Genomic DNA, 12848 nt, shown 5'->3' on the forward strand with positions numbered 1-12848 from the left:
GGGTTTTACAACAGCAACCGACTGCATTCAGCGTTGGGCTATCGCTCTCCGAACGACTATGCAAAAGGCTTAAGGCAGTCGGTTGAATAGCCAGCTTCTTGGCGTCCGCTGTCACGGGACAGGTCCATGCCTACTTTTGCCCGCGAGCAAAAGTAGGTCGCCGTAAAGGCGAAAAGCATCAGTGGCATCACCGCCGCGAATGGATATTCACACCATCTCAATAGTGGTGGGGAGATGCAGTGACGAGCTGCAAGCTCCTGACAAGAGTCTGACCAGCCAGTCACCTCTCTAGAGACCGATCTTGCCCCGCAAAATATCGCGAAACATGGCGAAGTCGCCGATCAGGCTATACAGCGGATGGCTGAACGTCGCCGGACGGTTCTTCTCGAAGAAGAAATGCCCAACCCAGGCAAAGCCATAGCCTGCCACGGGCACCGCCAGCAGCAACCACCAGCTCCCACTGGCAAAGGTATAGGCCAGCAGGGCGATGACCAGGCTCGTGCCGACGAAGTGCAAGCGACGACAGGTGGGGTTGCTGTGCTCCCCCAGGTAATAAGGGTAGAACTCGGCAAAACTGCGGAACTGCGCTCTGCGGTTCATGGCTGTGCTCCCGGAGGATTCGCGTTCTGGACAGGATACACGGCGTGGAGCCTGATTCGAGTCTAGAGTCATTGGCGGAGCCGGCCAGTGACAATAGGCGCCAAATGAGTATCCTTTGGGTTCACCGCAGGAGCGGTCAGCACAAGAAGCCTGTCATGAGTGAAAGAACCACGTCAGCCAGCTGGGCATCAGGGATCGTCAAGGCGCTCGAGCTGGAAGGGCTCGATTGCCGGGCCATGTTCAAGCAGCTCGGGCTGGACTTCGCCGCCCTCGACGACCCGGACGCACGTTTCCCCCAGGACGACATGACCCGCCTCTGGCAATTGGCGGTGGAGCTGTCCGGCAACGAGGCCATCGGCCTGAACATGGCGCGGGTGGTGCGTCCGGCCTCGTTCCATGTGGTGGGCTATGCGCTGATGTCCAGCCGCACCCTGGCCGAGGGCTTCGAGCGCCTGGTGCGCTACCAGCGGATCATCGCCGAGAGTTCCGACCTGAGTTTCCGCCTGGAGCCGGACGGCTATGTCCTGACGCTGACCGTGCACGGTGACCATCTGCCCCCGACCCGCCACAGCGCCGAGGCGTCGCTGGCCTGCGCGTTGTCGCTGTGCACCTGGCTCAGCGGGCGGGCGGTCCAGCCGCGGCGGGTGCTGATCCAGGGGCCGCAGCCGAAGAACGTCGAGCCGTACAAGGTAGCCTTCCATGCGCCGCTGGTGTTCGGTGCGCCCCATGATGCGTTGGTGCTGGAGCGTGCCGACATGGAGGCGCCGCTGCCCACCGCCAACGAGGCCATGGCCATCCTGCACGATCGCTTTGCCGGGGAATACCTGGCGCGTTTCTCGGAAAGCCGGGTGACCCACCGGGTACGCCAGGTGCTGTGCCGCATCCTGCCCCAGGGCGAGCCCAAGCGCGAGACGGTCGCCCAGGCCCTGCACCTGTCCCAGCGGACCCTGCAGCGCCGCCTGCAGGAGGAGGGCACGAGCTTCCAGGCCTTGCTCGACGATACCCGTCGGGAGCTGGCCGAGCAGTACCTGGCCCAGCCCGGCATGACTTTGCTGGAAAGCGCCTACCTGCTGGGGTTCGCCGATCCGAGCAATTTCTTCCGGGCGTTCCGGCGCTGGTTCGACGTCACGCCCAGCGAGTACCGTGCCCGCCTCGGTGCCGGGGCGGCTTCGTTCGCGCCCCCGTTGCAGCGGCACGCGCCCCACTAGCGGGGCGTATCCTGGGTCAGTGACGCCAGAATGCCGGCATGCACAAGACCAGCACCGTGATGATCTCCAGGCGGCCGAGCAACATGCCGCCGGCGAGGATCCACTTGGCCGCGTCCGGCAGGCTGGCATAGTTGCCGGCCGGGCCGATCACCTCGCCCAGGCCAGGGCCGACGCCCGAGACGGTGCCGGCGGCGCCGGTCAGGGCGGTCATCCAGTCCACGCCCAGCAGTGACAGCAACAGGGCGATGATGCAGATGGTGATGGCGAAGAAGAACGAGAAGGTCAGGATCGAGCGTACGATCTCCTCGTCGAGGCGGTGGCCGTTGTACTTTTGCTTGATCACCGCGCGCGGGTGGATCAGTTGGTTGAGGTTGGCCTTGAGCAGGATGTAGGCCACCTGGAAGCGGAAGATCTTGATCCCGCCAGCGGTCGACCCCGAGCAGCCGCCGATGAAGCCCAGGTAGAAGAACAGCATCAGCGAGAAGTTGCCCCACAGGCTGTAGTCGCCCAGGGCGAAGCCGGTGGTGGTGACCACCGAGGTGACGTTCAGTGCCACGTGGCGCAAGGCGTCGAGCCAGGGCAGGCTGGTGGTGGCCCAGTACCAGGTGCCAAGGACGACCCAGGTCGCGACCAGCAGGCCGAGCAGGCCCTGGACCTGCTGGTCCTTGAACAGTGCCTTGCGGTGCCCGCGCAAGGTGGCCACGTACAGGGTGAACGGCATGCTGCCGAGGATCATCACCACCACCGCGACCCAGTGCACCGCCGGCATGTCCCACTTGGCCAGGGATTGATCCGAGGTGGAGAAGCCGCCGGTGGAGATCGCCGACATGGCGTGGTTGACGGCGTCGAACGGGGTCATGCCGGCCCACCAGAAAGCCAGGCTGCCGAGCAGGGTGATGCCGATGTACACCAGCACGATCGACTTGGCGACCATGTGCGAGCGTGGCATGACCTTCTCCGAGCGGTCCGAGGACTCGGTCTGGAACAGGCGCATGCCACCGATGCGCAGCAGCGGCAGGATCGCCACCGCCATGGCGATGAAGCCGATGCCGCCGAGCCAGTGCAGCATCGAGCGCCACATCAGGATCCCTGGCGACATGTTGTCCAGCCCGCTGAGCACCGTGGCGCCGGTGGCGGTGATGCCGGACATGCTTTCGAAGAAGGCGTCGGTATAGCTGATGTGCTGGGTCAGGAGCAGGGGCAGGGCGGCGAACACGCACACCACCACCCAACTGCTGACGGTCAGCAGGTACATGTCGCGAGGCCGCAGGCGCACGTGTTCGGGGCGGCCCTGGATGACCATGGCCAGGCCGGCGACGAAGGTGATCAGGCTCGACCAGAGGAACGACGGCATGTCGCCGGTGCGCTCGAAGATCACCAGGGTCGCCATGGGCACGACCATGCTGACCGCCAGGGTGATCAGGAAGATGCCGATGATGAAACCAATGATCCTTAAGGTCGGCAACGCCATGTGATCTGCTCTGACTCGAAACGGAAGGGCGCCATTCTACCTGTGGGTCAGGCAGCTGCAAGCGACAAGCTGCGAGCTGCAAGAAACAGCGGGCTGTGCATGGCCGGCTTTTTCCTGAAGCTTGCAGCTTGTCGCTCGCAGCTTGAGAATGGCCGCACATTTCGTTTGCCAGGAGGGTAGCCTATGGAGGCTCTCGACGCATTGCTCAACCGTGTTTCCGTGCCACGCCTCACCGACCCGGCGCCCAATGCCGCCCAGCGCGAGGCGCTGTTCCAGGCGGCGCTGCGTGCCCCGGACCATGGCCAACTGCGCCCCTGGCGCTTCCTGACCATCGAGGGGACGGGCCGGGAAAAGCTCGGTGAGCTGTTCGCCGAAGCCGTGCAGAACAAGGGCGATGCCAGCCAGGCCGCGCTGGACAAGGCGCGCGCCATGCCGCTGCGGGCGCCCCTGCTGGTCGTGGTGATCGCACGCCTGCAGGATCATTTCAAGGTGCCCAAGTCGGAGCAGCGCCTGGCCGCGGGCTGTGCGGCACACGGTATTCTCATCGCCGCCCATGCCCAGGGTATCGGCGCGGTGTGGCGCACGGGCGACATGGCGTTCGATGCCCATGTGCATCGGGGGCTGGGCTTGGCGGACAACGAGGAACTGATCGGCTACCTGTACTTGGGCACGCCGGTGAGCGAGCCGCGGACCGCGCCGGTGCTGGAGACTGCCCAGTTCGTCAGTGCCTGGGGCGAATGAGGGTTTTGGGGGCCGCTTCGTGCCCCCGGGATTCAACTGCCCATCGCCTCGGCCAGGGGTAACTCCAGCCTGGCGATGAAGCCCCCCTGCGGGTGATTGCTCAGCACCAGGCTGCCCCCATGGCGCTCCGCCGCTCGCCGGGCGATGGCCAGCCCCAGGCCGTGCCCTGGCGCCTCCTGCCCCGGTGCGCGGAAGAAAGGCTCGCCCAGTTGCGCCAGGTGCTCCTCGGCTACCCCAGGGCCATGGTCGCGCACACTCAGTACTACGCGGTCTTGTTCACGGCTGGCACGGATCTCGATCGGTTTCCCCGGCGGATTGAAGCGCAAGGCATTGCGCAGCAGGTTGTCCACGGCACGTTCGATCAGCGTTGGCCAGCCCTGCAAGGTCAGGCCGGGCGTGGCTTCCAGGCGCACGTCCTGCTCCGGGGCGCTGAGCTGGGCATCCTTGCGCACGCTGCCGAGCAGGGCGTTGACGTCGACAGCCTCGCTGTGGGCCTGCTCGGCATCGACCCGGGCCAGGGCGAGGATCTCGCTGATCAGGTCTTCCAGGCGGTCGCACTCGCGGGTCAGGCGTGGCCATAGCGTCTGGCGCTGCTCGGGGCCGGCGCGCTCGGCCAGGGCCAGGGCGATGCGCAGGCGCGCCAGGGGCGAGCGCAGTTCGTGGGACACATCGCGCAGCAACTGGCGCTGGCTGCCGATCAGGCTCTGCAGGCGCGCCCCCATCTTGTTGAAGTCGTTGGCCAACACGCCGAACTCGTCGCGCCGGGCGGCCAGACGGGCCAGGCTGTGCTGCTGGTAGCTGGTCTGGCCAAGGTCGTGCACCGCGCCGCGCAGGCGGCTGAGTGGGCGGGTGATGGACAGGGTCACCAGCAGGCTGAACAGGGTCAGTACCACCAGGGCGATGCCCAGGGCACTGAGCGGCCAGAGCAGGCTCTCGCGGTGCCAGGCGTCCAGCGCCGGGTGGGGAATGCGGTAGATCAGCAGGTAAGTCTCGCCGCTATAGGGGCTGGTGTATTCCTCGGTCAGGCGACGCCAGGGCAGGCGACGCTGATCGTTGTGCTGGCGCGCCTCGAAGGCTGCGGCACGGCGCGGGAAGGTGCCAGGCACCACGGCCTCGCCGCTGTCGTCGAGCACCTGGACATCGATCTTGAAGCGCTGTTTGCGCCGTTCCAGGAAGTGCTGGGCGGATTCCCTGCCTTCCTGTTCGTAATGCCGGGCCCAGTGGCTGGCCAGGGTGTTCAGGCCAGGGTGGCGACTGAGGATCCAGGCGTCCTGGTTGAGCATGTGGCCGAGCAGGATCGACAGGCCGGCGACCAGGGTAATGGCCAGCCAGAAACTGGCCAGGATGCGCCAGAACAGTGAACGCAAGACAGGCTCCTCCAACGAACGGACAAAACCCGGCCCGCATGGGAGCGGGCCGGGCAGGGGGGGGACAGCTTACTGGGCCTTGCCGGCTTTTTCAGCCTTCCAGGCCTGGAACTCTTTCCACTCGGCCTTGCGTTCGGCACGTTTCTTCTGCAGTTCGTCGAACTTCTTCTGTTGCTCAGGCTTGAGCAGGCCGCGGATGTCGGCCTGGGTCTTGTCGTGGCTGGCCTTGAGCTCGTCCTTCAGGGCTTTCTGCTCGGCCGCGGGCAGTTTGTCCAGGTAGCGCTGGGTGATGTCGCGGCGCTGCTTCATCTGCTCACCCATCAGCTTGCCGATCTGCTGGCGTTGCTCGCGGCTCAGGTCCAGCTGGGCGAAAGGCGCGTCACCGCGATGATGCGGGCCGTTGTGGCGCGGGCCGCCGTCGGGCATGGCCATGGCTACGGTCGGCAGGGCGGCGGCGAACATCAGGGCGATAAGGGTCTTGCGCATGGTGTTTCTCCTTTCATGGGCCGGTGATTACCGGATGAGCCCAGTCTAGGGGGATCAAGGTCAAGGGCGGTCAGCGGACGGTAAAGGCTGGGTAAAGACAGCTTCAAGCTGCAAGACAAGAGCGGATCGGTGTCGGTCGCGTGATCTGCTTCTAGCTTGCAGCTTGGTTAGAGGCTGTAGTAGTAGCCCCGGCTGCGCAGGGCGACGATGCGAGGGCGGCCGTCGGCGTGTGGGCCGATCTTCTTGCGCAGGTTGCTGACGTGCATGTCCAGGCTGCGGTCGTACAGCGTCAACTTGCGTCCCAGGCCGACCTGCGCCAGCTCCTGCTTGTCCAGTGGCTCGCCCGGTTGGCGCAGCAGGGCTTCGAGGATGCGGCTCTCGGAAAGGGTCAGGGTCATCTCGCGCTCGTCGATGCTGACCACACCCCGTGCAGGGCTGAAGGTCAGGTCGCCGACCTCGACCTGGCTGCTGCTGGCGGCCGGGTGGCTGCGGCGCAGCACGGCGCGCAGGCGGGCAGTGAGCTCGCGCGGGTCGCAGGGCTTGGCCAGGTAGTCGTCGGCCCCAAGCTCCAGGCCTAGGATGCGGTCCAGCGGCTCGCCCCGCGCCGAGAGCATCAGCACCGGCAGGTCGGCATGCTCGCTGCGCAGCTGCTTGAGCAGCTCCAAGCCGCTGCCATCGGGCAGCATCACGTCCAGCACCACTGCCGAAGGGGCGTGCTCGGCCAAGGCCTGGCGCGCGCTCTGGCCGTCGTGGCAGGCGCGTACCGCAAAACCTTCCTGGACCAGCCAGCTGCCGAGCAGCTCGCAGAGTTCCTGGTCATCGTCAATCAGTAACAGCTCGCTCATGACTCACTCAATTCAACCATTGACGGCGTCTCCTGTGTCCGCCACTGGCAAAGATACCGCAGACGGCCGAGAACAGTGCAACGGCCGAACCGATCAGGAACCACAGCTGCTGGTCGGTCAGCAGGGCCTGGGCAGGGCTGGCCTGCAGTTCCTTGATCGCCAGCTTCAGGCGCTGGTTCTCCTGGCGCAGGCGGGTGAGCTGGGCATCCAGCCGCTCGCTGTCGGCGTTCTGCAACTGCTGGGCGAGCGTGGCGCGTTGCTTCTCGCTCTCTTCCAGGCGCTGCTGCAGCTCGGTGATGCGGGCACCGGCTTCCAGCGACAAGGGTTGCTGGGCAGTGGCGAAAGGGGACAGCAACAACAGGCAAAGCAGCAGGGACATCGGACCTTGACGCATTGGAACTCCTGATTCCTATCGGTTCAGGAGGTTGTCGGCCGTTCGTCGGAAGAGATGAGCCGAAGGGCGGCGGTGGCTGCAGCTTGGGGCTGCAAGGCAGCCCCAAAAACGGCTCAGGCCGGCACCGGGGGCGTCTCGCTGCTCAGGGCAGGACCTGCTTGAACGGCTTGACCACGACCTTGTCGTAGACGCCCGCGGCGACGTACGGGTCGGCATCGGCCCAGGCCTTGGCCGCGGCCAGGGAATCGAACTCGGCGACGATCAGGCTGCCGCTGAAGCCGGCTTCGCCCGGGTCGTTGCTGTCGATCGCCGGGTGCGGGCCGGCCAGTACCACGCGGCCTTCGGCCTTGAGCTGCTGCAGGCGCTCGATGTGCGCGGGGCGGGCGGCCAGGCGCTTTTCCAGGGAACCTTCGACGTCGCTGGCAATGATGGCGTAGAGCATGTCAATCCTTGGGTTTGGAGGTGGAGGGATCGCTGTCGTGCAGGTGGCGCGAGAGGTACACGCCCTGGGCCACCAGGAAGATCACGGTCATGCCCAGGCTGCCGAACACCTTGAAGTCGACCCAGATGTCCTGGAAGGTGAAGGCGACGAACAGGTTGGCCGCGCCGCAGACCAGGAAAAAGCCGATCCAGGCCAGGTTCAGGCGTGTCCAGATGACGTCGGGCAGGGCCACGGCATGGCCCATGATGCGCTTGATCAGCACCCGGTCGCCGATGAAGTGGCTGGCGGCGAAGCCCAGGGCGAACAGCCAGTTGACCACCGGGGCCTTCCACTTGAGGAAGGTCTCGCTGTGGAAGGCGAGGGTCAGGCCGCCGAACACCAGGCAGGCCACGAGGGTCAGCAACTGGCCTTTTTCCAGCTTGCCCTGGCGCACGAACAGCGCCCCGTAGACCACCAGCGAGCTGATGATCAGCACCGCCGTGGCACTGTAGATGCCGCCCAACTCGAAGCCATGGCCGGCGATTTCGAGGGGGCGCGGATCGAGCTTGTAGACGATGAAGAACAGCAGCAGCGGGATGAAATCGATGAATTGTTTCACAGTGGCAGCCAGAAGCGGGATGTGACGGCATAATATCAAACATCGATTCCAGCGAAAGCGCTCCTCCATGAATGTTGATCTGCACTGTCACAGCACGGCCTCCGACGGCGCCCTGTCGCCCTCGGCACTGGTCGCCCGGGCCCATGAGCACGGCGTGCGGACACTGGCGCTCACCGACCACGACACCATCGAGGGCCTGCCCGAGGCGCGCCAGGCCTGCCGCGAGCGAGGCATGCAATGGGTCAGTGGTGTGGAGCTGTCGTGCACCTGGGGTGGCGCCACCATCCATGTGCTGGGCTATCACTTCCCGCTCGACGCAGCGCCGCTGCTCGAGGCCATCGAGGCCCTGCACCGTGGCCGCTGGCTGCGCGCCGAGGAAATCGACCGGCGCCTGGCGGCCAAGGGCATGCCGGGCAGCCTCGAAGGCGCGCGTGCCGTGCAGCAGGCGCTGGGCGACAGCGACAACGCCCCGGCACGCCCGCACTTCGCCGAGTTCCTGGTGCGTGCCGGGCACGTCAAGGACCGTGGCGAGGCCTTCCGCAAGTGGTTGGGCGCCGGCAAGCTGGGCGACGTCAAGCTGCACTGGCCGACGCTCGAGGAAACCGTCGCGACCCTGCGCCAGTCCAACGCATGGGTGAGCCTGGCCCATCCCATGCACTACGAACTCACACGCAGCAAGCGCAGACGGCTGATTGCCGACTATATTCAGGCAGGCGGGCAGGCGCTTGAGGTGGTCAACGGGATGATGCCGGCCGAGCAGGTGGGCACGATGTCCATCCTCACCCGTGAGTTCGGTCTGCTGGCCAGCGCCGGCAGTGATTTCCACGGCCCCGGCACCTGGGGCGAGATCGGTGCCTACCGGCCACTGCCCGAGGACCTGCCACCTTTGTGGCGCCGATTCAGCCATGAACAGCCTATGGCGGTATGAACAGGACGACTACGTGAGCCAATTCTTCCAGATCCATGCGGAAAATCCGCAGGCACGCCTGATCAAGCAGGCCGTCGAGATCATCCGCAAGGGTGGCGTGGTGGTGTACCCCACCGACTCGGCCTACGCGATGGGCTGTCAGATCGGTGACAAGACCGCCGTGGAGCGGGTCCGGCGCTTGCGCCAACTGGACAAGAACCACAATTTCACCCTGCTGTGCTGCGACCTGTCGCAGATGGGCCTGTTCGCCAAGATCGACACGGCCACCTTCCGCCTGCTCAAGGCGCACATCCCCGGGCCGTACACCTTCATCCTCAATGCCACGCGCGAAGTACCACGGCTGTTGCTGCACGAGAAACGCCGGACCATCGGCCTGCGGGTGCCGTCCAACCCGATCGTCCTGGCCTTGCTCGAAGAGCTGGGCGAGCCGTTGATGAGCGTGAGCCTGATCATGCCGGGGGACGAAGAGCCGATGACCGACCCCTACGAGATCCGCCAGCGCCTGGAGCACCACGTCGACCTGATCATCGACGGTGGTTTCGGCGACCTGAAGGCCTCGACCGTGATCAGCCTGGCCGGCGACGAACCGGAAGTGATCCGCGTCGGCTGCGGCGACCCCGCGCCGTTCCTGGCGCTCGCGTGAGCCAGGTGGATGCGCCCGAGGCGCCGCCCAGCGACGCCGAGGCTCCCCAGCAACTGCAGTTGGCGCTGGTCTACGGCGAGGCGGTGACCGAGCTGCCGGTGGACCTGTACATTCCACCGGATGCGCTGGAAGTCTTCCTGGAGGCCTTCGAGGGCCCGCTGGACCTGCTGCTGTACCTGATCCGCAAGCAGAACATCGACATCCTCGACATCCCGGTGGCGGAGATCACCCGCCAGTACATGGCCTATGTCGAACTGATGAAGTCCGTACGCCTGGAGCTGGCCGCCGAGTACCTGGTGATGGCCGCCATGCTCGCGGAGATCAAGTCGCGCATGCTGTTGCCGCGCTCCAGCGAAGTGGAGGAAGAGGAGGGCGACCCGCGCGCCGAGCTGATCCGCCGCCTGCAGGAGTACGAACGCTTCAAGGCCGCCGCCGAGGGCATCGACGAGTTGCCCCGGGTCGGCCGCGAGATCGTCGTGCCGCGCCTCGACGCGCCCCAGGCCAAGGTGCGCAAGCTGTTGCCCGAGGTCAGCCTGGAAGAGTTGCTGGTGTCCATGGCCGAGGTGATGCGCCGCAACGACCTGTTCGAAAGCCACCAGGTCACCCGCGAGGCGCTGTCTACCCGCGAGCGCATGAGCGAAGTGCTCGAGCGCCTGAAGGGGGGCGGCTTCGTGCCCTTCGTCGAGTTGTTCACGGCAGAGGAGGGCAAGCTCGGCGTGGTGGTCACCTTCATGGCGATTCTCGAATTGGTGAAGGAATCGCTCGTCGAACTGGTGCAGAATGAGCCCTTCGCCCCGATCCATGTCCGTGCCCGGGCCGAGTGACAACGAGCCAGCCCCCATACGATGAACCTGAACGAACCCCGCGACCTGGCGTCGCTGATCGAGGCCTTCCTCCTGGCATCCGGCAAGCCGCAATCCCTGGAGCGCTTGTACGAGCTGTTCGAGGAAGCCGAGCGCCCGGCGCCTGCTGTCTTCCGGAAGGCCCTGGAGGTCCTGGGCAAGTCCTGCAGCGGCCGTGCCTTCGAGCTCAAGGAGGTGGCGACCGGCTACCGCCTGCAGATCCGCGAGGACTTCGCACCCTGGGTCGGGCGGCTGTGGGAGGAGCGTCCGCAGCGCTATTCCCGTGCCCTGCTGGAGACCATGGCGTTGATCGCCTACCGCCAGCCCATCACCCGCGGCGAGATCGAGGACGTGCGTGGCGTAGCGGTCAACAGCAACATCATCAAGACCCTGATGGAGCGCGAGTGGATCCGTATCGTCGGTTACCGCGAGGTACCTGGCAGGCCGGCCATGTTCGCCACCACCAAGGCGTTCCTCGACCATTTCAATCTCAAGAGCCTCGACGAGCTGCCGCCTTTGGCCGAGCTGCGCGAACTGGAGCCGGGGCCGTTGCTCGACCCCGACGAGGCCGCGGTGCCTGCGCACCTGCAGGCCCTGGCCGATGCCAGCCTGGGCGAGGAGGGCGAGGCTGCGCCGCCTGCCGAGGAAACCAGTTTCCGCACCCTGCTGGTGGAGCTCGATGCCATGGAAGAGGGGCTCAAGACCGATTTCGACGATTTGCGCGATGAGGCCCCGCAGGCCGAGGTCGAGGACGAACCTAAGCCGTAGGCGGTGCCGGCCCATTCGCGGCGGCCCGGCATGACCTGCCGAAAACCTTCGGGCGGAAAACCGGGGCGCGCGCAAGAAAACCCGCTAGTCTCCAGTGCGTTCGCCCGTCGAACCGCGTATGATGCGCGCCCCTTTGGCGCATCCGTCGCCAAGACCGATTTCACTACATACACCGGGAGGTGCCCAGATGAGTGACAAAGACCTGCAGGAAACCCAACCTACCCCGCCGTCCGGCGAAAAGCTGCAGAAGGTGCTGGCGCGCATTGGCGTCGGCTCGCGCCGTGATGTCGAGGCCTGGATCAGCCAGGGCCGGATCAAGGTCAATGGCGTCGAAGCCACCCTCGGCCAGCGCGTCGACCTGCACGACGCCATCGCCGTCGATGGCAAGCTGATCAAGCGCGTGGAAGCCGCCGAGGCGACCCGCCGGGTGATCATGTACAACAAGCCCGATGGCGAGATCTGCACCCGTGACGACCCCGAGGGCCGCCCGACCGTGTTCGACCGCCTGCCGCGGCCGAAGGAAGGCCGCTGGATCAACATCGGCCGCCTGGACATCAACACCACCGGCCTGTTGCTGTTCACGACCGATGGCGAGCTGGCCAACCGCCTGATGCACCCGTCCTACGAGATGGACCGCGAGTACGCGGTACGGGTGCGCGGCGAGGTCGACGACGACATGATCGAGCGGCTCAAGGCCGGCGTGATGCTCGAGGACGGCCCGGCCAAGTTCACCGATATCCAGAAGGCTCCGGGCGGTGAAGGCTTCAACCACTGGTACCACTGCGTGGTGATGGAAGGCCGCAACCGTGAGGTACGCCGCCTGTGGGAATCCCAGGGCGTGGTGGTCAGCCGCCTCAAGCGGGTACGCTTCGGCCCGGTGTTCCTCAATGCCGACCTGCCCATGGGGCGCTGGCGCGAGATGACCCAGGGCGAGATCGACATCCTCGCCGCCGAGGTCGGGCTGCAGCCGGTGGCGCTGCCGGCATTGAACCTCAAGGCCAAGGACAAGCTCGAGCGCATGCAGCGCAAGTCCACCCGCCCGCTGGGGCGTGGCGAGCGTGTGCGTACCTTGCGTCCGGCCCATGAGGGCCAGGCCGAGCGTCCGGCGCGCCCTGCTCGCGAAGAGGCCGCACCGCGCAAGGGTGGTCGCGGTAGCACCGTGGCGGAGCGTCCGAGCGAGATGCGCAAGCGCCCGGCCCGGCCCGACGGCGACAAGCCCGTGGGGCGTGGTCGCGGCAAGCCGCGCGGCTGAGCAGCGATTGTCTGGGGCCGTTTCGCGCCCCTATTACGACACAAGGCCGCTCCCACAGGCACAGCGCTGTGCCTGTGGGAGCGGCCTTGTGTCGTAATAGGGGCGCAAATGGGCAGTCCCTAACTACCTGATCCCACAGATATTTCTTCAAGCAGCGGAAACTTTTCACACCGCCTTGTAAGGATTTTTTTACGAATCAGGGTGAATTCCCTACTCTTTCCCCCGCCTGTAAACAGAACTTGCCGCATCCGCCGTCCCAGCGC

15 protein-coding genes are annotated in these 12848 nt (G+C 65.9%); 7 read left to right on the forward strand and 8 right to left on the reverse strand.

Going from position 1 to position 12848, the window contains the following annotated elements; all coding sequences use genetic code 11:
• Positions 1–288 precede the first annotated feature (288 nt).
• Positions 289–600 carry a DUF962 domain-containing protein gene (locus WCE05_RS24955; RefSeq protein WP_225789750.1) on the reverse strand — a complete coding sequence of 104 codons (312 nt, stop codon included), beginning with the start codon at positions 598–600 and terminating at the stop codon, positions 289–291.
• 155 nt (positions 601–755) lie between these two features.
• Here WCE05_RS24955 and WCE05_RS24960 point away from each other — a divergent pair, with 155 nt between their 5' ends.
• Entirely contained in the window at positions 756–1808 is a 1053-nt protein-coding gene (locus tag WCE05_RS24960) for an AraC family transcriptional regulator (protein WP_225789749.1), read from the forward strand.
• Positions 1809–1824: 16 nt separating this feature from the next.
• Here WCE05_RS24960 and WCE05_RS24965 read toward each other — a convergent pair whose 3' ends face one another.
• Positions 1825–3279 (reverse strand): TrkH family potassium uptake protein, encoded by a 1455-nt coding sequence (locus tag WCE05_RS24965; RefSeq protein WP_225789748.1) that lies wholly within the window; start codon positions 3277–3279, stop codon positions 1825–1827.
• A 183-nt stretch (positions 3280–3462) separates the two neighbouring features.
• On the opposite strand from WCE05_RS24965, the gene WCE05_RS24970 reads away from it, so the two are divergent.
• Complete coding sequence (locus tag WCE05_RS24970) at positions 3463–4020, forward strand: nitroreductase family protein (protein ID WP_225789747.1); 558 nt, start codon at positions 3463–3465, stop codon at positions 4018–4020.
• A gap of 32 nt (positions 4021–4052) precedes the next feature.
• On the opposite strand, the gene WCE05_RS24975 is transcribed toward WCE05_RS24970, so the two are convergent.
• From WCE05_RS24975 to WCE05_RS25000, 6 genes are all read right to left on the reverse strand, one after another.
• Entirely contained in the window at positions 4053–5387 is a 1335-nt protein-coding gene (locus WCE05_RS24975; protein ID WP_225789746.1) for a HAMP domain-containing sensor histidine kinase, read from the reverse strand.
• Positions 5388–5456: 69 nt separating this feature from the next.
• Positions 5457–5873, reverse strand: a complete 417-nt coding sequence (locus WCE05_RS24980) for a Spy/CpxP family protein refolding chaperone (RefSeq protein WP_225789745.1) — start codon at positions 5871–5873, stop codon at positions 5457–5459.
• A 167-nt stretch (positions 5874–6040) separates the two neighbouring features.
• On the reverse strand, positions 6041–6718 hold the full coding sequence (locus WCE05_RS24985; RefSeq protein ID WP_225789744.1) for a response regulator transcription factor: 678 nt from the start codon (positions 6716–6718) through the stop codon (positions 6041–6043).
• A gap of 7 nt (positions 6719–6725) precedes the next feature.
• Entirely contained in the window at positions 6726–7112 is a 387-nt protein-coding gene (locus tag WCE05_RS24990; protein WP_253081468.1) for a translation initiation factor 2, read from the reverse strand.
• Positions 7113–7254: 142 nt separating this feature from the next.
• Positions 7255–7554, reverse strand: a complete 300-nt coding sequence (locus tag WCE05_RS24995; protein ID WP_225789742.1) for a YciI family protein — start codon at positions 7552–7554, stop codon at positions 7255–7257.
• Position 7555: 1 nt separating this feature from the next.
• A complete protein-coding gene (locus WCE05_RS25000) occupies positions 7556–8152 on the reverse strand; it encodes a septation protein A (RefSeq protein ID WP_368816770.1) in 597 nt (198 codons plus the stop codon).
• Between the two features lie 67 nt (positions 8153–8219).
• On the opposite strand from WCE05_RS25000, the gene WCE05_RS25005 reads away from it, so the two are divergent.
• From WCE05_RS25005 to rluB, 5 genes are all read left to right on the forward strand, one after another.
• On the forward strand, positions 8220–9080 hold the full coding sequence (locus WCE05_RS25005; RefSeq protein WP_225789740.1) for a PHP domain-containing protein: 861 nt from the start codon (positions 8220–8222) through the stop codon (positions 9078–9080).
• Between the two features lie 13 nt (positions 9081–9093).
• A complete protein-coding gene (locus tag WCE05_RS25010; protein ID WP_225789739.1) occupies positions 9094–9723 on the forward strand; it encodes an L-threonylcarbamoyladenylate synthase in 630 nt (209 codons plus the stop codon).
• Between the two features lie 125 nt (positions 9724–9848).
• Positions 9849–10547, forward strand: a complete 699-nt coding sequence (locus WCE05_RS25015; protein ID WP_225789849.1) for a ScpA family protein — start codon at positions 9849–9851, stop codon at positions 10545–10547.
• A gap of 21 nt (positions 10548–10568) precedes the next feature.
• Complete coding sequence (gene scpB, locus WCE05_RS25020) at positions 10569–11333, forward strand: SMC-Scp complex subunit ScpB (RefSeq protein WP_253081470.1); 765 nt, start codon at positions 10569–10571, stop codon at positions 11331–11333.
• Between the two features lie 187 nt (positions 11334–11520).
• On the forward strand, positions 11521–12585 hold the full coding sequence (gene rluB / locus WCE05_RS25025) for a 23S rRNA pseudouridine(2605) synthase RluB (protein WP_225789737.1): 1065 nt from the start codon (positions 11521–11523) through the stop codon (positions 12583–12585).
• Positions 12586–12848 lie beyond the last annotated feature (263 nt).

Source organism: Pseudomonas sp. I2, assembly GCF_040984075.1.
GTDB lineage: Bacteria > Pseudomonadota > Gammaproteobacteria > Pseudomonadales > Pseudomonadaceae > Aquipseudomonas > Aquipseudomonas guariconensis_B.

What these genes read in the sequence shown, in the direction of transcription:
- WCE05_RS24955 (WP_225789750.1), bottom strand. Translation starts at nt 600, where the DNA reads ATGAACCGCAGAGCGCAGTTCCGCAGTTTTGCCGAGTTCTACCCTTAT.
- WCE05_RS24960 (WP_225789749.1), top strand. Translation starts at nt 756, where the DNA reads ATGAGTGAAAGAACCACGTCAGCCAGCTGGGCATCAGGGATCGTCAAG.
- WCE05_RS24965 (WP_225789748.1), bottom strand. Translation starts at nt 3,279, where the DNA reads ATGGCGTTGCCGACCTTAAGGATCATTGGTTTCATCATCGGCATCTTC.
- WCE05_RS24970 (WP_225789747.1), top strand. Translation starts at nt 3,463, where the DNA reads ATGGAGGCTCTCGACGCATTGCTCAACCGTGTTTCCGTGCCACGCCTC.
- WCE05_RS24980 (WP_225789745.1), bottom strand. Translation starts at nt 5,873, where the DNA reads ATGCGCAAGACCCTTATCGCCCTGATGTTCGCCGCCGCCCTGCCGACC.
- WCE05_RS24985 (WP_225789744.1), bottom strand. Translation starts at nt 6,718, where the DNA reads ATGAGCGAGCTGTTACTGATTGACGATGACCAGGAACTCTGCGAGCTG.
- WCE05_RS24990 (WP_253081468.1), bottom strand. Translation starts at nt 7,112, where the DNA reads ATGCGTCAAGGTCCGATGTCCCTGCTGCTTTGCCTGTTGTTGCTGTCC.
- WCE05_RS24995 (WP_225789742.1), bottom strand. Translation starts at nt 7,554, where the DNA reads ATGCTCTACGCCATCATTGCCAGCGACGTCGAAGGTTCCCTGGAAAAG.
- WCE05_RS25005 (WP_225789740.1), top strand. Translation starts at nt 8,220, where the DNA reads ATGAATGTTGATCTGCACTGTCACAGCACGGCCTCCGACGGCGCCCTG.
- scpB (WP_253081470.1), top strand. Translation starts at nt 10,569, where the DNA reads ATGAACCTGAACGAACCCCGCGACCTGGCGTCGCTGATCGAGGCCTTC.
- rluB (WP_225789737.1), top strand. Translation starts at nt 11,521, where the DNA reads ATGAGTGACAAAGACCTGCAGGAAACCCAACCTACCCCGCCGTCCGGC.